This window comes from Nitrospira sp. SG-bin1 (genome assembly GCA_002083365.1).
GTDB lineage: Bacteria > Nitrospirota > Nitrospiria > Nitrospirales > Nitrospiraceae > Nitrospira_D.
In genome coordinates this window covers 1-22,738 of sequence record LVWS01000008.1, presented here as the reverse complement: position 1 = coordinate 22,738, position 22,738 = coordinate 1, and the positions used below count along the sequence as shown (strand labels likewise).

Here is a 22,738-nt window from a genome sequence, read left to right as displayed (position 1 = left end):
GCTGAGCCTGTGACCCAAGACCTAGCAGTCCATCTAATGGCCGCCGAGGTTGGAAATCTCGTGACCCAAAATCGATAACGGAACAAGCTGTTGTAGGTTGCGGGGCTGGGGCGCAAGGTTCAGCAATCCTTTTGGTAGTTGGGGCGTCGGAGTTGGAACAGGAACCGCAAGCTCACAATAAAAATGCCAAGCGGCATATAGCTGGCTTGGGTTACTTTTTTGAACCCAGTTCCATTCCGATGGGAATTTTCTTAAAAAGGAGCCTCCCCACTCTGCCGGAGCTTGCTCTTTCACCGCGTTACCTACCCAGATTTCATTCGTACCAGCCTGCTCTTGAAGGCGGCAAGCAATATTAGGTGCAGACCCAATTGCGGTGAGAAAACTCCTATCTTGTCTGGCCGACCCTTTTGGAACCCCGACACGACTCACCACGATCTCACCGAAGTCAATGCCAATTCTGGCAGCAGCTGTTGGAAGTCCGATCTTCAATAAATGTGGATTAATAATCTCCCGCAGAACGCAGAAGCATGCCATCGCACTCTGCAGTGCGGATTTACACGTTTTCTTTCCGTCGCCAGAAGTGAAGATTGCCATCACACCGTCGCCAGTGTTCTTCTCGATGTACCCATCATGGTCATGGACGATTCGCATCACGGTAGGAATCACAACGTTGAGTGCGTAGGTTGCAACATCGACCGGCAACCTGCTCGATCCCCGCAAGTCGAAGAACATCACCGCGGCATCTAACTTTCGAGCTGAACCGATTGGTATGTTATCGATAGAAGGTACCACTCTTCCACTTACGACCTGGTCGAGCTTGGACTTAAGGTCTTGCGTCAAACCCTTGAACTGGAGAGCCAATTCGTTCCAATAACCACGATTCCAGAATCTCATATATCACCCTCCGGAAAGCCTTATGGCCAGAAGCGGCACTGCCGCCAGTAAGCACCACATGCTGCGATGAACGAGACGGTATTTGGTCGAGAGAACTCCGCATACCAAATAGTTTTGTGCGCCATACTGACGCTCAATCTCCATATCATCCACTTGGCAAAGATCAGTTAAGTAATCGTCGACGGTTGGGCGAGCTCGTATATCTTCCCAGAAGATAAGACTGCTGCCGATTTTCGGAGTTCTTGGATATAGGGCCCAAAGTGCGAAGATGCCGGATGTGGCCAGGAGAAGTAGAGACGCCCAGTGAAAGCGTTGTGGCCATAGCGTCACGGGAGTGTTGGACATGAGAGCCCCGCAAATTGCGAGATCAGCGGTAAGAAGGCCTGCAGCCTTCGCGTCGGCCACATTGACGAAGTGATTCAGGTTTCTTCATTACCAGATCTCGAGGCCGATCGGGGAACCTGTATCAATTTCGCGATGCAGATTCTTCAGCGTGATTCGTTTGACAAGGTCTTCGAGGCGATAGACTCGTCGCAGTTGAGGTTTCAGCACGACATTCCCATCCTGCACCTCGATCTCCAAATCGTCCTGGGCCTTGAGCCCTACTAACACCGCGACACTCTTTGGGACTCGGATCGCCAGGCTATTGCCCATTTCTGTGCTGTCGTTTTCATGCGCTGTCCTCCAATGTAGATACAACGTAGATACTATGCCGGTTGGTAGGCTGCGTCAAAAGCCCTATGAAGCCGACGTGTGTCGACTCTTACGGGCAAAAAGCTACAGAGGTAAACGTGCAGACAAGAGGACGATCAGGGCTTTGCCGAGTGTACCGCAGAGCCCCAAGCCGGCCAGACTCGATCTATGCTTGCTCGATTGCGGAACATCCTGATCGCCGAGGGTTCGATAGAACGCTGTCTGATGTGGTTCTTTGGGCTCGTCTATTTTGCCCAAGGACTCTCATGCGGTCTGCTCGCCCAGCCGTTCACCTATTATTTGAAGTCGCACGGTATGGCGGTGGATACCGTCACCACGGTCTTTGCCGTGGCCGCTCTCCCATGGATGATCAAACCGCTCTACGGGCTGCTCATCGATTTCATCCCGCTGTGGGGCTATCGCAGAAAAACGTACCTCATGATGACGGCGGGCCTGGCCGCGATCGGGTTTCTTGGGCTCATCCAATTTGCATCACCGCACGTCATGATATGGGCGTTGCTCGTCGCCACGCTGGGCATCGCGGCGACCGACGTGGTGGTGGATGCATTGATGGTCGAACAGGGCCTTCGCCTTGGGCGGGTGAAACAGTTTCAGGGCCAACAGTGGCTCTGGTTGAATATCGCGGCGGTCATGGCGGCCTTGCTCGGCGGCTGGCTCAGCCAGGTGCTCGATCCCACAGAGGCCGTCCACACGGCGGCGATGATCGTGATCGGTGCTCCGGCTGCCGTGATGCTCGCCTCCCTCTTGCTGGTGAAGGAAGACAAGGTGGCGCTCGAACCGGCACGCATGCGGAGAACCGCCAGGGAGATCGGCACCGCGTTGAAGTCGAAAGCGCTCTGGACCGTGGCCGGCTTTTTGGCCTTCTGGAATCTCATCCCGAATTTCAGCACCCCGCTGTATTACCATCTGACCGACCACTTACGATTCGATCAGTATTTCATCGGACAGTTGGTCTCGATCGGCTCCATCGGCGCGGTGCTCGGCGCCTTGATCTACCGCCGCTGTCTGGTCGAGCGTTTCTCCACTCAACACCTGGTGGCTCTCAGCATTGGGCTGAACACCATCTTAGCGCTGGGGTATGTGTGGCTGAACGGAAGCACCGCCGTCGTGTTGTATTTATTCGGGGGCGTCGTGAGCATGATCGCGCTCCTCACGTTTTTCAGCCTTGCGGCCTCGGTCTGTCCTCCGCAGGCCGCGGGGTTCACCTTCGCATCGCTCATGGCGGTCCACAGCGTCACCACCCATCTCTCCGCGATGATCGGCGGCCATCTGTACGAACGCATCTTCGACCACCAACTCACGCCGTTGATCATTCTCGCCGCCGCTGTCACGCTGGCCACGCTCTTGTGGATTCCATTCCTGCCCGCTGAGTCGAGTTCGCGCGACAGGTTCGAGGCTGTAAGAGAGTACGTGACTTCATAACCCGAGTCCTGTTATTTAAAATTTGAGATCCAACGTCTTCGTTGCTTCGCCCTTGATGGAATTATGCGCCTTGCCGGCCGGCGAGACAGTGGCTCCGCCGAAATGCCCAGTTTCTTTGAGACGCTGCGGTCACCTCGCGAGATGTGAGCTGCGCGATATATGAGCTTCCTATGCGGCGAGTTTGTCGAGGATGTCCTTGGAGAGACCCGTATCGGCCTTCAAGGTCTCACGCATGTGCTCAAGTGCCGAGCGGTTGGCATCAGGATCGATAGATACCGTGCAGTCTGCCGGTACTACTACCTCGAAGTTGCGCATGTAGGCATCGGCGGCAGTAAAGAGAACGCAGTTGTCGCCCGCGACACCGGTTAGGACGATTCGCTGGACTTTGAGGTAACGGAGCAACAGCTCCAACGGAGTCGCAAAAAAGCCGGAGTGCTTGGGTTTGAGCACGAAGTAATCATCTTCGTCCGGTCTCAAAACTTCCGCGATCCGTTTCCCTCGGCAGTTGCCTTCCAAACACCGATTCACGAGCCATCGGAAATCCGAACGCCACTTGCCGAAGTTGTCGTTTACGTACAAGACCGGCCATCCGGCTGCTTTGACTCGTTGTTTGAACATGGCGATGTTCTGTGCCGCCTGTTCAATGGCCGGGAAGAGTTTCTCGGCACTGTCGAACGTGAACTCGTTGATCATGTCGATGATGAGCAGGCAGGCCTGACTATGATGCGGTTGATGTGACATGGTTACATGGCTTGTGCTTGGAGGAACTGTGTGACCCGCCGCAGGTCTTCGACGAAGCGGCGATATTCTTCTTCACGTTGCACCGCTTCCGGATGTCGAAGAATGGCAGAGGGGTGGACGGTCACAAAGACGTGTGAAGCGACGGGCGTGTTCCAGGGTTGCCCACGCAGTTCATGTAAACGAACAGTCTTGCCGAATACTGATTGGGCTGCCGTCACACCGAGGCAGATCACGACGCTCGGCTTTACCGCTTGCACTTCAGCCTCCAGCCATGGGCGACAGGCGTTGATTTCCGAAGCCGAGGGTTTCTTGTGCTTGCGGCGCTTGCCCTGTGGTTCCCATTTGAAATGCTTGACGGCATTGGTGACGTAGACACTTGCTCGTGTCATTCCCGCTTCGGCTAACGCCTTGTCCAAGATTTTTCCGGCTGGTCCGACAAAGGGATGGCCGGCCTGGTCTTCTTGATCGCCCGGTTGCTCGCCGATCAACATGATCGTCGCATGGACTGATCCTTCTCCGAACACGGTTTGCGTGGCTCGTTGGTACAGGTCGCAGCCGGTACAAGATGAGGCGGCTTGTTGCAGAATTGGGATGGTTAGTGTGGCCGGAATGAAGGGGGTGGCGGATCTAGTAGAACGTCGCATGATGCACCATACCGCGGTTTTCGTACGAGGGGCAGCGGGTGATTTCCCTCGTTCCTCGATTCCAACAAGTGAAGGTCGTGCACGGTCAGCGTTGTGACGCCGAAGCTGTCCTCCACCAGTCCACGGACCACATAGGGCTGGTTCGGTGAAAGCAGGTGACAGCAGCGGCGATAGATCGCTGGGAACAAGGTGGCATCGTACAGGGCTGTGACATCTTCGAGCGTGATGAATTCCATGGCCTGGCCGTGCTTGGTCTCAGCTGCCTTCTCGGTGATCAGCAAGCCGACCATCGTAATGCGTTGTCCGACGAAGCGGTGCATCTGGGAGGCCGGTATCGGCCGCAGTCGCTCAATCTGTTTGCGATAGAGGGTCAGGGGATGGCGGCTGGCCAGAAAGCCGAACGCTTCGATTTCATGGGCCCGCTTCTGAGCGGCGGAATAGTCGTCAGGTATCGGCAAAGGCTGTGAGATGGAATCGCTCTCTGCATACAATCGCCACATCAGGGCCGGCCTGGTCAGCTCGCCGGCGATGGAGTCGCAGCAGCCGGCGCGAACCAAGGCTCTGGCCTGTGCGGGCTCCGGTTGCACACGTTGCAGAAAGTCCTGAAACGACCGGTACGGACCATTCTGTGTACGTTCTTTGACGATCCTCTTGCCGAGTTCTTCCGGGATCATCTTCACCTGCATCAAGCCCATCCTCAGCCGCTCGCCTTCACCTCGATAGGCCCAATCACTTTCGTTGATGTCGGGCAGGAGGATCGCCAGTCCCATGCGTCGAGCCTCTGAGACATATGCGAAGGTCGAATAAAAGCCGCCTTGGTTGCTGATCACCGCGGCAATGAATTCCGCCGGATAGTGGGTTCGGAGATAAGCGGACTTGAAGGAGACCTGTGCGTAGCTGGCCGAGTGAGGTTTGCAAAAACTATAGCCGGCGAAGCTCAAAATCATCCTCCAGATTTCATCAATCACGTCCGGTAACGCACCGTTCTTCGCGGCGCCGTTATAAAATTGAACACGATAATCCTCTAATTGCTTAGCCTTGTGTTTCTTGCTCAGTATCTTTCGGAGCTGGTCTGCATCGTCGATGTGAAATTCCGCCAACGCCATCGCCACCTTCGAGACGTCTTCCTGATACGTCATGATGCCGTGAGTTTCGTCCAAAACCCCCTTTAAACTGGGATGCCAAAATGTGCAGGAACCGTCTTGTGCCAGGCGAATAAATTTTTCGACAAAGGGATTAGTGGCGGGCCTGACTAAGGACGAGACCATAACGAGATACTCGAAGACATCGGCCTCCGCGCGGCGGTGTGGCGGCATGCCGGTCCACAGTTTTCTCAGCAAGAGACGTGTGGCGGGTGATTCGATGTAGAAGCAGCCGATCGTGTCACCGCGTCGGATCGCGTCTCGCGTGGCGGCATCGTTGAGCGGATCCCACGTCGCGTAGTCGATTGCTCGACCTGTATGTGCGGCGATGGCTTTCAACGCGTCTCGAATCACAGCCAGCGACCGGTTGCCCAAGATGTCGATCTTCACGAGTCCTGCGTCTTCCGTCTGATCCTTTTCCCACTGGATGACGGGCAAGCCTTTAGCCGTGTATTCCACCGGCACATAGCGCCGGATTTCATCCGGGACGATGACCACTCCACCGCAGTGCATGGAGAGGTGGCGGAAATGATTCTGCGCCTTCAGTGCTTGAGCCAAGATCTCGGGCCACGGTGCCTTTAACTTCAAAGTCTGGGAGAGCCGACCAAGCCACTGCTCGTTGGTCGGCGGAGTGGAAAAGTCGAGGAGATCTTTTTGACGTACCACCTGCGAAGACATCCTGCCGATCTCTTCAGCAGGCATACCGTAGACCTTCGCGACTTCACGGATGGCGGCCCGGAAACCGAGGCTGTTCTGATTCGCCACCATCGCGGCCTGGCGCTCGCCGTATTGCTTGAACACCCACGCCAAAATACTGTCACGCTCGTCCCAGGCAAAATCGATATCGATGTCCGGTGGATCTTTGCGGCCCGGATTGAGGAATCGTTCAAAGAAGAGCTTGTGTTTGATCGGGTCCACATGGGTGATGTTGAGGCAATAGGACACGATTGAGGCGGCGACAGACCCACGGCCACAGGTAGTCTGTTTTGATGCTGTAACAATCTCTTCGACGACGAGAAAATAGTGCGCGAAGCGCTTATGCCGGATGATCGCCAGCTCTTTTTCGATCCGGTCACGGATTTCTTGTGTGATGGAGCCATATCGATCCCGTGCACCCGCATAGGTTTTGTCCTTGAGTGCCAAAAACGCTTCTTCATCAGTCAGTCGGCGAAAGGCTGGGAAAATGGTGTCACCAAAGCGCCAATCGCTGTAACAGGTCTCGGCAATGAGCACGGTGTTTTCCAATGCTTCGGGGACATGAGGGAAGTGGGACGCCATGCCTGCAGGCGGCATCAACCATTGCTTAGGCGTGCAACAGGCTTCTTCGGGCAGTCGTGACAAAGTCGTGTTGAGCGCGATGGCACGTAACAGGCGGTGCGTGGCAAAGTCGTCCGCACGGGAAAAGTACACGCGATTGGTGGCGACCGGTGGGAGATCAAAACGACGACTGACGGAGAGGGCCTCGTGCATCGTTGGTCCAGGCGTCAACTCGACATAGAGATCTTGCCGCGAGTCTTGGGCCCAAGCCATGAGCGCTGCTTCGTCGTCCGTGAAGACGATGAGTCCGTCACGATTGCGTGAGACTGACGGGAGAAAGTTGAACGAAGGATTACAGTGACGTTCCGACAGAAGGCGACACAGGTTCGCATAGCCGTCCGGTGTTTTAGCCAGCAAGACCGCGCGATGATCAGCCGCCGTCAATTCAGCGCCGAGAATCGGGCGGAGGCCTTGCCGCTTGGCTTGTTCGACGAAGCGGATGGCTCCGTACAAGCCATTCGTATCGGTCAAGGCCATGGCTGAGGACCCATGCCGCTGTACGGACGTGCAGAGTTCTTCCAGCGGCGACACGCCGCGCATCGGTGAAAAATCCGAATGGACATGGAGATGGACGAACCGCGCAGCTGTCATCGTACCGTTCTTCCCCAGAAGAGGACCTGTTCGCCGAATTTTGCTCGAATCTGATCCATTGCCAGCGCGAGGCGGTGAGCGCGGGGAACGAGGGATTCCGATTCGAAAAGCGACAGTTGCCGGGCGGGCTGTTCCAGCCGACTGACTTGCAGCGTCATCCGTGTGAGCCGCACCCGCCGACGAAAGCAGCGGTAGAACAACCCTGTCAGTGGTGGCTGGAGATCGATTTCCCAGCAGGTGCCATGAGGTAGCAGGCGTTGTGCTGTCTGCTCGACGTGATCGCTATGTTGAATTGTCAGCGAGACATGTCGACACATCCGTTGCTGTGTCCGTAGCGTGGCACACAGCTGCTCTAAGAGTCGGTAGAGCCGTCCTAGCAAGAGCCGATCGTCCATTTCACCCGGATCGAGGTGAACGGATCGTTCGATCACTGGTTGCGCGATGGGTGACCGGACCGGCGAGGGATCAATTCCCATGGCCCAATCGTGCAGCAAACCGGCCGCAGGGCCGATGGCGGCGTACAGGTGCGCCAATGAGACGGAGGCAATCGCGCCGAATGTATGGAGATTTAAATCCTCCAATCGTTGCCAGACTCGCGAGACGTGGGTTCGGGGAAAGCCTGGAAGCATGATCGTCGGTAAGGGAGCGAGAAACGGCTGTTCGGACCCCGGATGGATCGACAACACTTGCGGCGGCTTGATCAGCGTGGATGCCGCCACCTGTGAGACGAGTTTGTTCTCCGCCAATCCGATCACACTCGGCCATCCCTGCCGATGTGCCAGCTCTCGACTGATCCGAGTTGCCGTATCGATAGGAGGGCCGAAGAGTCTGGTGGTGCCGGTAAGGTCCAGGAAGAGCGAGCCGGGTCTGATCGATTCCCACGTCGGTGCAAAAGAGGAGATACGGCGTTGTAGCTCACGATGGGCGGCTTGTGTGAGGGCTGAATCCGGAGGGAGCATGCGCAGGCCTGGGCAGATCAGTCGTGCGAGATCGACCGGCATCCCCGGCTGCAGGCCCTCGTGAAACGCTTCCGGAGAAATCTCTCGGAGCCGTGCGCGCGGTGTATGCGTCGGTGCCACGACCACCGGCCTGTTCCGCAGCGCACTATCCGAGGAACGGGCCAGCGCGATTCGAAAAGCGGGGATCTGAAGACAAACAATATGACGATCCATCGCGATTAATTGGTAACCAATGGTTACATTCAGAATGTTTTCTGTCAATGCAGGAAAAGGCCTTATGCAACGTCCACCACGACTCCATGAAAGTCCTCCCACTCGATGGTTGCTCGCCGTGATTCATTGACAGTGTAAGAAACCCTGTGCTAGGGTCCGCTGTCTTTGCGCCCGAGAGGCGCCCTACACCTCGCTCCCGACCGGTTCGGGGGCCTTTGTCCAGGAGGATCGCTGCATGGAGCTCTACGAGTCTCTGTTTATCATTCGTCCGTCCGTCTCCGATGAGGAGACCAAGGCGCTCATCGACAAGATGAAAAGTGTCGCCGACAAGACCGGCGCGCAGTTCATCAAGGCTGAAAATTTAGGGAAGAAAAAGCTTGCTTACGAAGTGCGTCGCGAGCGGAAGGGCACCTATGCCTATTTCTATTTCAAGGCGCCCAACAACACGGTCGGTGAGCTGGAACGAGCCTACCGATTGGAAGACAATATCATCAAGTTTCTGACGGTCCATCACGAGAAACCCTTGGTGGAGCGGCGCCCGGTGGAAGCCTCGGCACAGGAGTCAGACGGTGGCCGGATTTAACAAGGTCATCCTCATGGGGAATCTCACCCGGAACCCCGAACTCCGGTATACGCCGAGCGGGACCCCGGTGGCGAGTTTCGGTTTGGCGGTGAGCCGCCGGTTTAAGCAGGGCGATGACTTGAAGGAAGAAGTGTGCTTTGTCGACATCGTGGTGTTCGGCAAGCAGGCGGAGCATTGCGGGCAGTACCTCAGCAAGGGAAACGGCGCGATCGTCGAGGGCCGGCTACAGCAACGGCGATGGGAAACGGAAGACGGTCAAAAGCGTAGTAAACATGAAGTGGTCGCGCAGACTGTGACGTTCATGCCCAAGCGTCAAGACGGAGGAACGGGTGCGGAACCTCCGATGCACGATGAACCCGGTTATGAATTCGGCGAAGAAAGTTAATGGTACGAGGATGAGGAGGCAGTCATGGACCGAAGCGACAACGAACGTGGCGGGGGACGATTATTCCAGCGAAGGCGTCCCTGCAGATTCTGCCTGGAAAAGGCCCCGATCGACTTCAAAGACGTCGGGCTTCTTCGGAATTTTTTGACGGAACGAGGCAGGATCGTTCCGCGCCGTATTTCCGGGAATTGCATGCGTCACCAGCGTGAACTGACGGTGGCGGTCAAGCGGGCTCGGCATATCGCCATCATCAGCTTTGCCGAGGAGCGATAACGAACGTGATCGGCGACTTTGATGCATGGCAGTGGGGCAGCAGCACGCTGTCGAGGATGACCATGGATGTATTGACACCGAAAATCGCGGACATCACGACGGAGGGCCTGTCGGTATCGGGAGACCTCACGGGAGAAGAGTTGGGACTGACGGATACGGATGTGTCCATTCGCGGAACCGTCGCGGTCGGGTTGGACCTTCGAGCGATTGAACGGACCATCTATGTGACCGGAGTCGTGGAAGGAACGGCGATCCGGCAATGCGTGCGGTGCCTCAAGAATTTTGACGACCCTCTGGCGTTTTCGCTGCGTGTGGTCTATGAACGGGAAACGAAAGCGACCGCGGTCGCGAAACGAGACGATGTGCGGAAGAAGAAACCCACGACGCCCCAAGAGGGAGAGGAAGAACAGAACGACGACCTGTACTACTTTACGGGTGATCATCTCGAGCTGGCGCCGATGTTGCGTGAACAATTGATTCTCGCATCCCCCATGCACCCGCTGTGCTCCGAGGAATGTCTCGGCCTCTGTGCCCGCTGCGGCAAAGATTTGAATGAAGGTCCCTGTCGTTGCGGCGAAGAACCGATGGGAGGCCCGTTTCAGGTGTTGCGGACCATGAAAGAAAAGCTGAGGGATCGGTAAGCGCTGACCGGTGGTCCGAATCGAACAGAAGAAGGAGTCATCATGCCCAATCCCAAACATAAACATTCACGGGCGAGACGCGACAAGCGTCGTACCCAAAAACTGCGGATGACCCCGCCGGGGATGGCGGTGTGTCCGCAGTGCCACGAATTGAAGTTGCCGCATTACACTTGTTTGAACTGTGGGACTTACAAGGGCAAGGCGGTCATTCAAGTCGAAGAGGCGTGAGCAGATTGTCCGCATCGGTCCGTTGCGTGAGTGTTCCAGCCCGTCTGACGTGAGCCCGGGGGGCGACGCGTGTTCAGCCAGTCTTTCCGGCACCATCCGTGAGTACACCATCTCGCATGAAGATCGCGCTCGACGCGGTGGGGGGCGACCATGGCCCCGCGCCCTGTGTCGAGGGCGCTTTGCAAGCGGTGAAGACATTCGATGTCGAGGTCATTCTCGTCGGCGACGAGACCGTTCTGAAACAGGAGTGTGCGCGTCAGTCCGGTCACGATTCCCGCCTCACCATTCGGCATGCGTCCCAGGTCGTCGAAATGCACGAGTCGCCGGCCGCCGTCGCCCGGAAAAAGCGGGACTCGTCGATTTGGGTTGCGACCGAGTTGGTGAAAAACGGCCAGGCCGACGCGGTCGTGAGCCCCGGTAACACCGGGGCGAGCATGGTGGCGTCGTTCTTCGTGTTGGGACTGATAAAAGGAGTGGAGAGGCCCGCCATTGCCACCAGTCTCCCGACGTTGAGCGGGGAAGCGATCATGCTCGATGTGGGGGCCAACGTCGATTGCACCGCCAAACATCTCGAGCAGTTCGCCGTGATGGGCCATGAGTACGGGAAGCATTTGCTCGGCAAACCGAACCCCCGTATCGGCCTTCTGAGCATCGGCGAAGAAGACAGCAAGGGCAATGAAGTCACGAAAGAGGCCTTCAAGCTCCTCAAAGGCAGTTCGATGAACTTTGTCGGGAATGTCGAGGGGCGCGATGTGTACAGCGGCATTGCCGATATCGTGGTCTGCGATGGATTTATCGGCAACGTCGCATTGAAGATTTCCGAAGGTGTGGCCGAAATGATCAAGCGACTGCTGTTGAAGGAAATCTCGGGTCACTTCCTCGGCCGCCTCGCGTACCCCTTGATCGCGGGGCCTCTCATGAATTTGAAGCGAAAAATCGACTATGCGGAATTCGGCGGGGCCCCGCTGCTGGGGGTCAATGGGATCACGATGATCTGTCATGGCCGGTCGTCGGCCAAGGCCATCAAAAACGCGATCCGGCGGGCAAAAGGCATGGCGGAGGGCGGCGTGCGAGAGCTGATTCAGCGAGATATTGAAGAAAGTCGTTCCCGTCCACCGGTGGACATAGAGACATGAAGGCTTGTATCGCCGGAACCGGCTCCTATGCACCGGCCAGGGTCCTGACGAATGCGGATCTCGAGCGGATGGTCGCCACGTCCGACGAATGGATTCGAGAACGGACGGGCATCCGTGAGCGGCGCATCGCGGCCGCCGGAGAAGCTTGTTCGGATTTGGCGGTTCAGGCCGGGAGGCGGGCGTTGACGGCGGCGGGCCTGGCGGCCGCCGAGCTCGACATGATTTTGGTCGCCACCTGTACGGGAGATTATCCTCTCCCCGCGACAGCCTGTCTCGTCCAGCATCAACTCGGCGCGACCAGAGCCGCGGCGTGCGACCTTTCGGCCGCCTGCTGTGGATTCGTCTACGCGCTTTCGGTGGCGGATGCCTATGTGAAAAGCGGGATGCGCCATGTCCTGGTGATCGGATCAGAGGTGATGTCCGCCATTACCGATTGGACCGACCGGAACACCTGCGTGTTGTTCGGGGACGGGGCGGGGGCGGTGGTCGTCAGTGCCAGCGATGGAGCGCGAGGGATTCTCTCGACGCATCTTCGCTCCGACGGAACGCTGTGTGAACTGATCATGGTGCCGGGGGGAGGCTCACGAACTCCGCCGTCCGAAAAAATGCTTACCGAGCGTCAGCAGTACATCAAGATGAAAGGAAACGAGACTTTTAAAGTTGCGGTTCGCACTCTGGAGGAGATTGCCCGTACGACCCTGTCAGCCAACAATTTGAGGGTAGAGGATGTGGATCTCTATGTGCCGCACCAAGCCAACGTGCGAATTTTGAGGGCGGTCATCGAGCGGCTGGGTCTTCCGATTGAAAAGGTGCTCCTGAACCTCGATCGTTACGGGAATACGTCGGCCGCATCCATTCCCATTGCGTTGGACGAAGCGGTTCGCGAGGGTCGTATCAAAAGGGGCTCGTTGGTGATGCTCGGGGCATTTGGGGCAGGATTAACCTGGGCGTCTGCGGTCATCCGATGGTAAGAATGACCACGTTGGACTTGCAACACTATGCAGAGATGACCCACCATCTTTTCCTCATCGTGGGAAGGAGGCGGCTTGTGACAACTTTTCTCGTTGACTTTGCACGGTATTTCGAAGATATCTAACGCCCCATGACGCGAGGAATCGGGCTGGTTTTTCCAGGACAGGGTTCGCAGTTGGTCGGGATGGGGAAGTCGCTCTATGACGCACATCCCCCATTGAAAGCCCTCTATGATGAGGCATCCGCGGTCTTGGGGTATGATATCGCCGAGTTGTGCTTCACGGGACCGGCTGATCGACTCAATCGCACGGAGTTCACCCAGCCGGCCTTACTCGTGAGCAGTGTGGCTGCCTTCAAACTGTTCGAGCCGATCGGGATCAAGCCGGTGGCGGTGGCGGGCCATAGTTTGGGTGAGTATTCGGCGCTGGTTGCGGCGGGCGGTCTGTCCTTTCGTGATGCCGTAGAGCTGGTGCAAAAGCGGGGACGCTACATGTCCGAGGCCGTGGTCACGGGAACCGGTCTTGTGGCGGCGTTATTGGGTCTCACCGCCGAGGCGGTCAAAGATGTGTGTCACAAGGCGTCGTCCGTCGGAGTCGTCGCAGCCGCAAACTTCAACTCGCCCGGGCAGATTGTTATTGCCGGCGACAAGGCGGCGGTGGAACGGGCGATTGAATTGGCCAAAGCACAAGGCTGTAAAAAGGCGATCCCTTTGCCGGTCAGTGTCCCGGTCCATACCCCGTTGATGCAGCCGGCGGCCGATCGATTGGCCAAGGATTTAGCCGCGGTTCGGTGGTCGGACCTCAGTGCCCCGCTGGTGAATAACGCCGAGGCGAAGGCGATCAGCCGGGCAGCGGAGATTCAAGCGTCGTTGGTTCGTCAGCTGCCTTCTTCGGTATTGTGGGAAGATACCGTGCGGACAATGGGAAGGATGGGAGTGACGACGTTCGTAGAAATCGGCCCTGGTACTGTCTTGACTGGCTTGATCAAGCGGATCCTTCCGGATGCAAGACTGTTGAACGTGAACGATCCGAAGTCGCTGGACACGACGCTCAAAGCCATCAGCTAAGGTGTGACGGTCACAGAAGAAAACCAGATGACGAATTCCCTGTCTGCCTGTTAACGTATCTTCCGAAAGGTTTGACATGTCACTACAAGGAAAAACAGCCATCGTCACCGGCGCCGCGCAAGGCATCGGTCGGGCCATTGCGGAATGTCTCGCGCAAGCCGGGGCGGACATTGCCGTGGCCGATCTCGATCCCGGTCGTTCCGTGGAGACGGTCGCTTCCGTCGAGAAGCTCGGGCGAAAGGCGCTGAACATCAAGGTCAACGTGGCCGACGCCAATGAAACCAAGGCGATGGTCGAGCAAGTTTTGAAGGCGTGGGGGAAAGTGGATATCCTGGTCAACAATGCCGGGATCACGCGCGACGGCTTGTTGTTGCGGATGAAAGAAGAGGATTGGAATCTGGTGCTTCAGATCAACCTGAACGGGACGTTCAACTGCACGAAGGCGGTCTTGCAGGCGATGACCAAGCAGCGGTATGGTCGCATCGTCAACATCGCCTCGATCGTGGGGGTGATCGGGAACGCGGGTCAAGCCAATTATTCGGCCTCGAAGGCGGCGGTCATCGGGTTTACAAAAACCGTCGGGCGGGAATATGCCAGCCGCAACGTCACGGTGAATGCGGTGGCGCCCGGGTTCATCGACACCGCCATGACTCATGGACTACCGGCTGATGTGAAAGATACGTTATTGAAACAAATCCCGTTGGGACGGCTTGGTACGCCGGCGGATATTGCGGCGGCCGTGCGGTTTTTGGTGTCAGAGGAAGCGGCCTACATCACCGGCCATGTCTTACACGTGAACGGCGGGATGTTGATGGTATAAGTTCGTCGAGTGGTTTGGTTGTACGGCCGTCACAGATCCCCATGCGGCGGTGCAGCGGGAGTCATACCGGGGAAGGAGGTAGTCATAGCGATGGCAACTGTTGAAGAACGAGTGAAGAAGATTATTGCTGAGCAGCTCGGTGTGGAAGAAGATGAGGTGACGCCGGAGGCCTCCTTCGTTGAAGACCTTGGGGCTGATTCGCTCGATACCGTCGAGCTGGTCATGGCGCTGGAGGAAGAATTTTCGATCGAAATCCCCGATGAGGATGCGGAGAAGATTCTGACCGTCGGGAAGGCATTGGACTACATCAAGGAAAAATCCTAAGCATGCCGTCAGGAATTTCCGATCAAACAACACGGCGTGTTGTGGTCACCGGTCTTGGGCTCGTGACTCCGCTCGGGACTGGTGTGGAGAAAACCTGGAAAGCGATCTGCGCCGGTGAATCCGGGATCGGCCGGATCACGCGATTCGACCCCACGGGGTATGATGCTCAAATCGCGGGCGAGGTGAAGGATTTCGATCCCGCCCAGTTCATCGAAAAAAAAGAGATCAAGAAGATGGACACGTTCATCCACTACGCTGTGGGCGCCGCCCTCTTGGCGGTGGATGACGCAGGATTGAAAGTGATGCCGGAGGAAGCGACGAAGGTCGGCGTGTACATCGGTTCGGGGATCGGCGGACTCGGCTCGATCGAACACTACCATGATGTGCTCAAAGGCAAGGGGCCCGGCCGAGTCTCACCGTTTTTCATTCCCATGACCATCATCAATTTGGCATCCGGGCAAGTGGCGATTCGCATCGGAGCCAAGGGGCCCAATTCGTGTGCGGTGACGGCTTGCGCCACGGGCAATCACTGCATTGGAGATGCCTATCGTCTGATTCAGCGAGGCGATGCCGATGTGATGGTGGCTGGTGGTGCTGAAGCGGCGATCACGCCGTTGGGCGTGGCGGGATTCGCGGCGGCCAAAGCGTTATCGTTCCGAAACGACGAACCGACGAAGGCGAGCCGTCCGTTCGACAAGGACCGAAACGGATTTGTGCTGGGTGAAGGCGCGGGGGTCGTCGTGATTGAAGAACTGGAACATGCCCGTCGGCGAGGCGCCAGAATGTACGGCGAAATCATCGGGTATGGGATGAACAGCGATGCATACCACATCACGGCGCCGCCGGAAGAGGGGGAGGGAGCCGTCCGTTGCATGGAACTCGCCCTGAACGATGCGGGAATCACCCGAGATCAGATCGGGTATATCAATGCGCACGGGACGTCGACCATGGCCGATGCCATTGAGACTCGAGCAATCAAACAGGTGTTCGGAGAACAGGCGTATCGAATTCCCGTCAGCTCAACGAAATCCATGACGGGGCATCTTCTCGGCGCCGCAGGTGGGATCGAAGCCGTCTTCAGTCTTCTGGCACTGTTTCACGGTATGCTCCCTCCCACGATCAATCTGGATCATCCGGATTCGACTTGTGATCTGGACTATGTTCCCCATCGGGCCCGGCCCGCCGCCATTACAACGGCGTTGTCGAACTCCTTTGGATTCGGTGGAGTGAACGCCTGTTTGATCTTCAAGAAACTGGACGCATAATACGCGTGTCACGATGACGACGGCTTCTTCAGCCGACTCTTCTCCCGCCGATTCTTTTTCTATAGCGAATTATCGATTTTCGAACCCTCGCCTTTTGGCCGAGGCGTTGACACACAAATCATATGTGAATGAACGCCGGGACTCCGGTCGAAGACATAATGAGCGGCTAGAATTTTTGGGGGATGCCGTGTTGTCGCTCATTATGAGCGATCATCTTGCGAGGCGATATCCGGAGTTGAGCGAAGGGGCGCTCTCAAAACTCAAGGCCAAGCTCGTGAGCGAAACGCCCTTGGCGAATGCCGCCAGGCGCTTGGATCTCGGCGACAGACTGAAACTTGGTCGAGGCGAAGATCTCTCGAATGGTCGGGATAAAGCCTCGCTGCTCGCGGATACCTTGGAAGCCATCATTGCGGCCATTTATCTTGACGGAGGTTTGGAGGCGAGCCGCACCTTCACGATTGCGGCGTTGGCCGATGAACTGCGGCACATCGACGACTCTCACCAAAGACCCGGGGGAGACGATTACAAAACGTGCTTCCAAGAATGGTGTCAAAAACGGTATGAACTGTTGCCTCGGTATGTGATTGTGCGGGAAACTGGCCCCGATCATCAAAAGTTCTTTGAAGTGGAAGTTCGGGTGAATGACCGAGTGATGGGGATTGGCCGAGGACGTAGCAAAAAGGAAGCCGAACAGGAGGCGGCGCAACAAGCGCTGGAGCAGGCTGAGCAATGAGTCGAGTCCGTGCTAAGATGAATGGACAGTTGTCTTGAAACGATAGAGGAGGTCGGTGATGCTCAAGCAAGCCGGATGGCGTTTGCTTATGGGGATGGTGGCTGTGATGGTTGTGTCGACTGCCGGAATGGAGTCGGTGGCAGCGGCTGAAAAGGCGCCGAGTGCAAAGAACGACACACCAAAAGGGCCGCGAGCGGTCATCAAAACGAAATTCGGCGATATCGAAATCAAATTCTATCCGGATGTCGCGCCGAAACATGTTGAAAATTTCATCAAACTAGCAAAGTCTGGATTTTACAATGGGACGATTTTTCACCGTGTCATTCCCGGTTTCATGATTCAAGGGGGAGACCCCAATACGAAGGACACGCTCAAGAAAGATATCTATGGCCAAGGCGGGCCAGGGCATACCGTCAAGGCGGAGTTCAGTGATACTCCGCACAAACGCGGGATTGTCTCCATGGCGAGAGCAGCCGACCCGGATTCAGCCGGCTCTCAGTTCTTCATCGTCGTCGAGGACTCGCGATTCTTGGATCACAAATATTCGGTCTTCGGAGAAGTCACGAAGGGAATCGGCGTCGCCGACAAGATCGTCAACCTGCCGCGCGATGAACGGGATAATCCTAAAGAGCGTGTGGAGATGACGGTCACGATTGTGGAGTAGGTGGACATCCTCGAAATGTCCGGTCAGTTGTTGACCAGAGCTCTTTGAAACGCGGGCCGTTTCCAACAATGCTAATGGTGATGGTGCTCGCAGCCTGGACCATGGACATGCTGCTCGGATGCCGGCGGCGGCATGAGGGGTTGCCCTGGTAGAACAATGTGTCCCGGTTCATGACTCTTCTTGAGATGTGCCGCAATCTCAGGATGGTGCGTTTTTACATACCCGATCAGGCCCCCGAGAAACCGGCTGGACTGAAAGTCCTTCCCCGAAAAAGTGGACACGAACCGGTCGATCCGATCCAGGATTGCCGGCGCCTCCGATGAATCTGCGATCTGCTCCGGGTTCTGTTTCTTGAAGGTTTCATACTCCTTCCTGAGGTGCTCGGCGAACACCGGCATGGGAGCTGCGGGAACATGCAGGGGACTGAGCGTGCGACGAAGGGCCTGGAGGGCCGCGATCACCTCGGCGTCCTGTCCGTCTCGGCGTCCATCAAAATAGCTGAAGGTGACGACTTCGATCAGGTTGAACAACGCGACCGCTTTCTGTCCTCCCGATTCATCTAATGCCCGATAGAAGTCTCGTCGAACAGGCATGAACTGCTCACTGAGCCGTTTCTGTTGGTAATCACTACCCGTATCGAGATAGATACAATCGCTGGGGCAGGAAATCCTGGTCATGCGATGTTCTCCACAGCAGGAGCTGCAGATCGATCCTTCGAGCGCAGGGCACGGGCGTTTGCCCTTTCGATGGTGACAATAAGAGCACGCGCTCACTTCTTGGTGCCCTCCGGCTCAGACTTGGGGGGCGGGGGAATGAATCCGTAGTCGGCCAAAGTTCGTTTCTCGCTCTTCGGCTTGCCGGTGGAAGGGGTCTCAAGCCCATTCATTTCCGCGGCATGATCATAGTGGTAGGGTACCAAAATCAGGTTGTTCACACGGTCGATGCCGATATCAGCCGGAGCGGGGAGATACTCGGCGATGACTTGGAATCGATGATCCCGCGTCATGCGCCAAATCTTGCCCTTGGTGAGGTCCGATACATACATATTGCCCCATTGATCAAAATCCACTCCGCTCAGATTTTGGAAGCGACCGGTAAAAAACCCGTTCGATTCCAGCTCGGTGAGTTGACCGCCGGGAGTTATTTCCAGAATCTTTCCTTTCTGCCAGCTCACGATGATGACGTGATTCGTTCTGGGATGAACCGCGATTCCGGATGGTCCTGCGAGCCGTTCATCGTGGATCAACAGGTCGACTCGATGATTGGCCGACGGATCGATCCGGTAAATTGAGTTTGCCGCCTGGTCGGAAACGTACAAGATGCCGCTTGGCGAGGCTGCGACGTCGGTCAGTGACACTGGTGTATTGGATGATATGGGGAACGAGACAGCGGCGATGAGTTTGCCGGTCGTCTTGTCGAAGCCTTTCAATTGATCGAGATCGGCGATGTAAAGAATAGGCCCCATCAATGCCATCCCTTTCGGGGCATGCAGCAACACGTCCGCTACGCCACCTTGGATGAACTTGAGGGCGGTGACCTTTCCTTCGGCATTCAACTTCGTGATGAAGCCGTTGTTGTCCCTCGCGTCCGGTTCGCCGTTGATGTTGGAGATGAAATATTCTTTTCCGGAGGAGTCGCCGACGAAGCTGTTCGGTGATTCCAAACCGGTGATTTGTGCAGCGTTGGACGGCGCGGTTGACCCGAACACGAGCACCACGAGCAACGATAATCCGCAATAAACATTCAAGAACAAGGGTGAGTACCTAATTTGAGGTGAGTGGGCATCGTATCCAAGGGGTGAAGAAGCTGTCAAGAAAGGATGGACAAGAAGTAAACGCATGACGTGGTGCAATTCGTTCCTCGCCATTCGAATATGATCTCTAAAGTTCCAGGAGCGTTGACTTACCTAAAATTCCCCTGCTAAGTTGCGACAATTTTACTGGTCGTTGAGGGGAGGGAGATCGTGGCCGCACAACTCATTGACGGAAAAGCGCTTGCGCAACAAGTTCGTGACCGATTGGCAAAGGAATCAGCGGACCTCTTCGCGAAGAAATCGATTCAACCCGGTCTGGCGACCATTTTAGTGGGTGACGATCCCGCGTCGCATGTCTACGTACGAAACAAGCAAAAGGCCTGCGAACTGGCAGGGATCTATGTCGACGACCACAAACTTTCGGCGGGCACCACACAGGCCGAGTTATTGGCGTTGATTGATAAAAAGAATGCCGACCCCAAAATCCATGGCATTCTGGTTCAGCTTCCGCTGCCGAAACACATCGACAGCAAGGTCATTTTGGAAGCTGTTTCACCGCTCAAAGACGCGGACGGATTTCATCCCTACAATTTCGGCCGTCTGGTGGAAGGTCATCCCGTATTCGAAGCCTGTACCCCTAAGGGCGTCATTAAGATGATTGAATCCGCCGGCGTGACCATTGAAGGCAAACGGGCGGTGGTACTGGGACGGAGCAATATCGTCGGAAAACCATTGGCGCTCATGCTTCTTCAGCGCAACGCGACGGTCACGATCTGCCATTCCAAGACCAGAGATCTGCCCGCAGTGTGCCGGGAGGCGGAACTCCTGCTCGTGGCGATCGGAAAGGCGAAGTTCGTGACGGCGGACATGGTGCGCGAAGGGGCGGTGGTCATTGATGTGGGGACCAACAAGACTCCTGAAGGCAAGCTGTGCGGCGATGTCGATTTTGACTCGGTCAGCCAAAAGGCCGGTTGGATCAGTCCTGTCCCCGGCGGGGTCGGTCCGATGACTATCGCGATGCTGCTGGAAAATACCGTGGAGTCCGCCAAGCGGACGGCGGGAGTGCGATAAGGAAACCTCCATGAGTCGAGAGCCTCAGCGCCTCATCGATGTTCTCAACCGAGGGACGTTTGCAGTCACGGTCGAGTACAACCCTCCCAAAGGGACGAACATCTCGTCCGTTCTCGAGAATGCCAAGCAGCTTGTCGGACGTGTCCATGGCGTGAATGTGACCGACAATACGGCCGCGGTGGTCCGTGCCGGTTCCCTTCCGGTCTGTCGTCTGCTCTATGAATTGGGGCACGATCCCGTCATGCAGTTGACCTGTCGTGATCGCAATCGGATCGCCATGCAGTCCGACCTGATGGGCGCGCATATGCTGGGGATTCGGAATATCTTGTGCCTTACCGGCGATTACCCGACGGTCGGCGACCATAAGGATGCCAAACCGGTTTACGACCTCGATTCCGTCCAGGTGATGCAGCTCGTGCAGGGGTTGAATAACGGCAAAGACATGGCGGGCAACAAACTGGACGGTCCCACGGCGTTCACGATCGGTGCGGCCGTCACACCGGAGGCCGACCTGGTCGGGCCGGTGCTGGCGAAGTTCGAAGTAAAAGTGAAAGCCGGGGCCCAATTCTTTCAGACTCAGGCGGTTTATGATCCCGATGTCTTCGCCGGTTTCATGAAACAGGCGCGGCCGTTCAACGTGAAGGTCTTGGCGGGTATCCTGTTGCTGCGCAATGCGAAGATGGCGGAATTCATGAACGCCAACATCCCCGGCATGTCGGTACCGAAAGACATGATCGACGAGCTCAAGGCGGCCGGCGAGAAGGCCGAAGACGTCGGAGTCGACATCGCCATCCGGACGATCCGGGCGGTTCGGCCGCACTGCGACGGCGTGCATATCATGGCCATCAAAGCCACGCATCGGTTGACCGAGATCATCACCAAGGCGGAATTGGACTGATGACGATTCTCGATTTTCAGCAGTCCAAACGAGAGAGGAAGAAACTCGCCGTCGTGACGGCCTATGACGCGCTGTTCGCACGTATTGTCGAGCAAGCCGGGATTCGGATCATACTGGTTGGGGATTCGCTTGGGATGGTCGTCCAGGGAAAACCCAATACGCTGACGGTGACGATGGACGACATGTTGTATCACACCAAGCTGGTCGCCGGCGTGGTGCAGCGAGCACTGGTCATTGCAGATATGCCGTTCCTGTCCTATCAGGCGAGCACGGAGGAGGCCTTGCGTAATGCGGGCCGGTTGATGCAAGCAGGTGCCGCAGCCGTGAAGCTGGAAGGCGGCGGCGTGATGGCAGATCGCATCAAAGCCATGACTAGCGTGGGAATTCCCGTCATGGGTCACCTCGGTATGACACCGCAATCGGTCTATGCGTTGGGCGGATACAGGGTTCAGGGCAAGGCCGACGATCAAGCCGCCAAGCTGCTTCAAGATGCAAAGGCTATCGAAGCCGCCGGAGCTTTTGCTCTTGTGTTGGAAGCGATACCCGCTGATTTGGCCAGAAAGATCACACAGACACTTTCTATTTCCACCATTGGGATTGGAGCGGGTCCTCATTGCGATGGTCAAGTGCTTGTACTTTATGATCTCCTTGGACTCTTTGATGCGTTCATCCCGAAATTCGTGAAGACCTACGCACACCTCAAAGCCGACACCCTCCAAGCCCTGAGTCGTTACAAAGAGGAAGTCGAACAGGGGAAGTTCCCTTCGGATTCAGAAAGCTACCATTGAGCGTACTCCTCCCCGCTAGCGATTCCCCTCTAACCAAGCGGAGTTATCCGTCCGTGAAGGGGGGTAGGAGCAAGGCCCCGCGAAAAGGACATACCCTGCTCATTGCAATGGAGGCCCCCGCACCTGTACAAGCGTGGGAACCTAACTGTCCTGCTTGATGGCGGATTGTGTAGGCTCCATCGAAAGCGGGGGAGACAGGGTTCCACCTGCCTGGTAGAGTCTCGGGAACTTTCTCCTGGGCAATGATCCGATGGATTGGATTGAGTGGCTGTTGAGCAAAGAATTTCGTGAATTCGTGCTGGCGCATGATCTATTCATTCCGCTGCTATTCACGGCGAGAGTGGTGGGGATGACGGCGCTGGAGTGGATGTTCCCGGCCAGGAACGTGCCGTATCGAACTCTCCTCGCCATGGATATCGTAGGATCCGCGCTGGTCGGTTATCTGATGCTCCCTGCCGCGCGATATCTAAGGAACGTCTGATTAATTCATGTTTACACGAA

Annotated in this window: 26 protein-coding genes and 1 pseudogene; 18 read left to right on the top strand and 9 right to left on the bottom strand. The window is 56.5% G+C overall.

The annotated features are described in order from the left end of the window. Positions 1–33: 33 nt before the first annotated feature. From A4E19_14545 to A4E19_14535, 3 genes are read right to left on the bottom strand one after another with little or no spacing between them, the layout of a single operon-like run. Positions 34–894: a hypothetical protein gene (locus A4E19_14545; protein ID OQW36951.1), complete on the bottom strand. Its 861-nt coding sequence runs from the start codon at positions 892–894 to the stop codon at positions 34–36. Positions 895–897: 3 nt separating this feature from the next. Then, positions 898–1,299, bottom strand: coding sequence for a hypothetical protein (locus A4E19_14540; GenBank protein ID OQW36950.1), 402 nt, complete (start codon positions 1,297–1,299; stop codon positions 898–900). 27 nt (positions 1,300–1,326) lie between these two features. Further along, the gene (locus A4E19_14535; GenBank protein ID OQW36949.1) at positions 1,327–1,548 is read right to left on the bottom strand and encodes a hypothetical protein; all 222 of its coding nucleotides are present in this window, start codon (positions 1,546–1,548) and stop codon (positions 1,327–1,329) included. A 207-nt stretch (positions 1,549–1,755) separates the two neighbouring features. Between A4E19_14535 and A4E19_14530 the strand changes: the two genes are divergently transcribed. After that, positions 1,756–3,030, top strand: a complete 1,275-nt coding sequence (locus A4E19_14530; GenBank protein OQW36948.1) for a hypothetical protein — start codon at positions 1,756–1,758, stop codon at positions 3,028–3,030. Between the two features lie 168 nt (positions 3,031–3,198). On the opposite strand, the gene A4E19_14525 is transcribed toward A4E19_14530, so the two are convergent. The 4 genes and pseudogenes from A4E19_14525 to A4E19_14510 all read right to left on the bottom strand — a co-directional run bounded on the left by A4E19_14525 (position 3,199) and on the right by A4E19_14510 (position 8,685). Continuing rightward, positions 3,199–3,771, bottom strand: a complete 573-nt coding sequence (locus A4E19_14525; protein ID OQW36947.1) for a hypothetical protein — start codon at positions 3,769–3,771, stop codon at positions 3,199–3,201. A gap of 2 nt (positions 3,772–3,773) precedes the next feature. Beyond that, complete coding sequence (locus A4E19_14520; GenBank protein ID OQW36946.1) at positions 3,774–4,415, bottom strand: uracil-DNA glycosylase; 642 nt, start codon at positions 4,413–4,415, stop codon at positions 3,774–3,776. A 59-nt stretch (positions 4,416–4,474) separates the two neighbouring features. Beyond that, positions 4,475–7,465, bottom strand: a pseudogene (locus tag A4E19_14515) (DNA polymerase III subunit alpha). Next, positions 7,462–8,685 carry a hypothetical protein gene (locus A4E19_14510; GenBank protein ID OQW36945.1) on the bottom strand — a complete coding sequence of 408 codons (1,224 nt, stop codon included), beginning with the start codon at positions 8,683–8,685 and terminating at the stop codon, positions 7,462–7,464. Before A4E19_14510 ends, A4E19_14515 begins: the two are co-directional and overlap by 4 nt. Positions 8,686–8,872: 187 nt before the next feature. Here A4E19_14510 and A4E19_14505 point away from each other — a divergent pair, with 187 nt between their 5' ends. From A4E19_14505 to A4E19_14445, 13 genes are all read left to right on the top strand, one after another. Then, complete coding sequence (locus tag A4E19_14505) at positions 8,873–9,220, top strand: hypothetical protein (protein ID OQW36944.1); 348 nt, start codon at positions 8,873–8,875, stop codon at positions 9,218–9,220. Next, positions 9,207–9,605 carry a single-stranded DNA-binding protein gene (locus A4E19_14500; GenBank protein OQW36943.1) on the top strand — a complete coding sequence of 133 codons (399 nt, stop codon included), beginning with the start codon at positions 9,207–9,209 and terminating at the stop codon, positions 9,603–9,605. Before A4E19_14505 ends, A4E19_14500 begins: the two co-directional genes overlap by 14 nt. Positions 9,606–9,629: 24 nt before the next feature. Further along, positions 9,630–9,878, top strand: coding sequence for a 30S ribosomal protein S18 (locus A4E19_14495; GenBank protein OQW36942.1), 249 nt, complete (start codon positions 9,630–9,632; stop codon positions 9,876–9,878). A gap of 5 nt (positions 9,879–9,883) precedes the next feature. Beyond that, the gene (locus A4E19_14490; GenBank protein ID OQW36941.1) at positions 9,884–10,519 is read left to right on the top strand and encodes a hypothetical protein; all 636 of its coding nucleotides are present in this window, start codon (positions 9,884–9,886) and stop codon (positions 10,517–10,519) included. A 42-nt stretch (positions 10,520–10,561) separates the two neighbouring features. After that, positions 10,562–10,747 carry a 50S ribosomal protein L32 gene (locus tag A4E19_14485; protein OQW36940.1) on the top strand — a complete coding sequence of 62 codons (186 nt, stop codon included), beginning with the start codon at positions 10,562–10,564 and terminating at the stop codon, positions 10,745–10,747. A gap of 116 nt (positions 10,748–10,863) precedes the next feature. Continuing rightward, positions 10,864–11,883 (top strand): phosphate acyltransferase, encoded by a 1,020-nt coding sequence (locus A4E19_14480; protein ID OQW36939.1) that lies wholly within the window; start codon positions 10,864–10,866, stop codon positions 11,881–11,883. Next, positions 11,880–12,854: a 3-oxoacyl-ACP synthase gene (locus tag A4E19_14475; protein OQW36938.1), complete on the top strand. Its 975-nt coding sequence runs from the start codon at positions 11,880–11,882 to the stop codon at positions 12,852–12,854. The genes A4E19_14480 and A4E19_14475 overlap by 4 nt, the downstream gene beginning before the upstream one ends. A 131-nt stretch (positions 12,855–12,985) precedes the next feature. Further along, positions 12,986–13,921, top strand: coding sequence for a malonyl CoA-acyl carrier protein transacylase (locus A4E19_14470; protein OQW36937.1), 936 nt, complete (start codon positions 12,986–12,988; stop codon positions 13,919–13,921). A gap of 76 nt (positions 13,922–13,997) precedes the next feature. Next, positions 13,998–14,741, top strand: a complete 744-nt coding sequence (locus A4E19_14465) for a 3-oxoacyl-[acyl-carrier-protein] reductase (GenBank protein ID OQW36936.1) — start codon at positions 13,998–14,000, stop codon at positions 14,739–14,741. Between the two features lie 90 nt (positions 14,742–14,831). Continuing rightward, on the top strand, positions 14,832–15,065 hold the full coding sequence (locus tag A4E19_14460) for an acyl carrier protein (protein OQW36935.1): 234 nt from the start codon (positions 14,832–14,834) through the stop codon (positions 15,063–15,065). Between the two features lie 2 nt (positions 15,066–15,067). Continuing rightward, positions 15,068–16,330: a beta-ketoacyl-[acyl-carrier-protein] synthase II gene (locus A4E19_14455; protein OQW36934.1), complete on the top strand. Its 1,263-nt coding sequence runs from the start codon at positions 15,068–15,070 to the stop codon at positions 16,328–16,330. Between the two features lie 13 nt (positions 16,331–16,343). After that, a complete protein-coding gene (locus A4E19_14450) occupies positions 16,344–17,063 on the top strand; it encodes a ribonuclease III (protein ID OQW36933.1) in 720 nt (239 codons plus the stop codon). A 199-nt stretch (positions 17,064–17,262) separates the two neighbouring features. After that, positions 17,263–17,727, top strand: coding sequence for a peptidylprolyl isomerase (locus A4E19_14445; GenBank protein ID OQW37040.1), 465 nt, complete (start codon positions 17,263–17,265; stop codon positions 17,725–17,727). Between the two features lie 71 nt (positions 17,728–17,798). Here A4E19_14445 and A4E19_14440 read toward each other — a convergent pair whose 3' ends face one another. Then, positions 17,799–18,404: a hypothetical protein gene (locus A4E19_14440; GenBank protein ID OQW36932.1), complete on the bottom strand. Its 606-nt coding sequence runs from the start codon at positions 18,402–18,404 to the stop codon at positions 17,799–17,801. A 92-nt stretch (positions 18,405–18,496) separates the two neighbouring features. Further along, positions 18,497–19,450: a hypothetical protein gene (locus A4E19_14435; GenBank protein ID OQW36931.1), complete on the bottom strand. Its 954-nt coding sequence runs from the start codon at positions 19,448–19,450 to the stop codon at positions 18,497–18,499. A gap of 240 nt (positions 19,451–19,690) precedes the next feature. On the opposite strand from A4E19_14435, the gene A4E19_14430 reads away from it, so the two are divergent. From A4E19_14430 to A4E19_14415, 4 genes are all read left to right on the top strand, one after another. Continuing rightward, positions 19,691–20,551, top strand: a complete 861-nt coding sequence (locus A4E19_14430) for a bifunctional 5,10-methylene-tetrahydrofolate dehydrogenase/5,10-methylene-tetrahydrofolate cyclohydrolase (GenBank protein OQW36930.1) — start codon at positions 19,691–19,693, stop codon at positions 20,549–20,551. Positions 20,552–20,561: 10 nt separating this feature from the next. Then, positions 20,562–21,449: a 5,10-methylenetetrahydrofolate reductase gene (locus A4E19_14425; protein OQW36929.1), complete on the top strand. Its 888-nt coding sequence runs from the start codon at positions 20,562–20,564 to the stop codon at positions 21,447–21,449. Further along, complete coding sequence (locus A4E19_14420; protein ID OQW36928.1) at positions 21,449–22,237, top strand: 3-methyl-2-oxobutanoate hydroxymethyltransferase; 789 nt, start codon at positions 21,449–21,451, stop codon at positions 22,235–22,237. The genes A4E19_14425 and A4E19_14420 overlap by 1 nt, the downstream gene beginning before the upstream one ends. Before the next feature lie 250 nt (positions 22,238–22,487). After that, positions 22,488–22,718 (top strand): hypothetical protein, encoded by a 231-nt coding sequence (locus A4E19_14415; GenBank protein ID OQW36927.1) that lies wholly within the window; start codon positions 22,488–22,490, stop codon positions 22,716–22,718. The last annotated feature ends 20 nt before the right edge of the window (positions 22,719–22,738 follow it).

Coding starts and splice junctions, on each gene's coding strand:
- A4E19_14530 (OQW36948.1), top strand. CDS start 1,756: ATGCTTGCTCGATTGCGGAACATCCTGATCGCCGAGGGTTCGATAGAA.
- A4E19_14460 (OQW36935.1), top strand. CDS start 14,832: ATGGCAACTGTTGAAGAACGAGTGAAGAAGATTATTGCTGAGCAGCTC.
- A4E19_14520 (OQW36946.1), bottom strand. CDS start 4,415: ATGCGACGTTCTACTAGATCCGCCACCCCCTTCATTCCGGCCACACTA.
- A4E19_14505 (OQW36944.1), top strand. CDS start 8,873: ATGGAGCTCTACGAGTCTCTGTTTATCATTCGTCCGTCCGTCTCCGAT.
- A4E19_14485 (OQW36940.1), top strand. CDS start 10,562: ATGCCCAATCCCAAACATAAACATTCACGGGCGAGACGCGACAAGCGT.
- A4E19_14495 (OQW36942.1), top strand. CDS start 9,630: ATGGACCGAAGCGACAACGAACGTGGCGGGGGACGATTATTCCAGCGA.
- A4E19_14470 (OQW36937.1), top strand. CDS start 12,986: ATGACGCGAGGAATCGGGCTGGTTTTTCCAGGACAGGGTTCGCAGTTG.
- A4E19_14440 (OQW36932.1), bottom strand. CDS start 18,404: ATGACCAGGATTTCCTGCCCCAGCGATTGTATCTATCTCGATACGGGT.
- A4E19_14475 (OQW36938.1), top strand. CDS start 11,880: ATGAAGGCTTGTATCGCCGGAACCGGCTCCTATGCACCGGCCAGGGTC.
- A4E19_14455 (OQW36934.1), top strand. CDS start 15,068: ATGCCGTCAGGAATTTCCGATCAAACAACACGGCGTGTTGTGGTCACC.
- A4E19_14415 (OQW36927.1), top strand. CDS start 22,488: ATGGATTGGATTGAGTGGCTGTTGAGCAAAGAATTTCGTGAATTCGTG.
- A4E19_14425 (OQW36929.1), top strand. CDS start 20,562: ATGAGTCGAGAGCCTCAGCGCCTCATCGATGTTCTCAACCGAGGGACG.
- A4E19_14465 (OQW36936.1), top strand. CDS start 13,998: ATGTCACTACAAGGAAAAACAGCCATCGTCACCGGCGCCGCGCAAGGC.
- A4E19_14525 (OQW36947.1), bottom strand. CDS start 3,771: ATGTCACATCAACCGCATCATAGTCAGGCCTGCCTGCTCATCATCGAC.
- A4E19_14420 (OQW36928.1), top strand. CDS start 21,449: ATGACGATTCTCGATTTTCAGCAGTCCAAACGAGAGAGGAAGAAACTC.
- A4E19_14535 (OQW36949.1), bottom strand. CDS start 1,548: ATGGGCAATAGCCTGGCGATCCGAGTCCCAAAGAGTGTCGCGGTGTTA.
- A4E19_14480 (OQW36939.1), top strand. CDS start 10,864: ATGAAGATCGCGCTCGACGCGGTGGGGGGCGACCATGGCCCCGCGCCC.
- A4E19_14450 (OQW36933.1), top strand. CDS start 16,344: ATGACGACGGCTTCTTCAGCCGACTCTTCTCCCGCCGATTCTTTTTCT.
- A4E19_14545 (OQW36951.1), bottom strand. CDS start 894: ATGAGATTCTGGAATCGTGGTTATTGGAACGAATTGGCTCTCCAGTTC.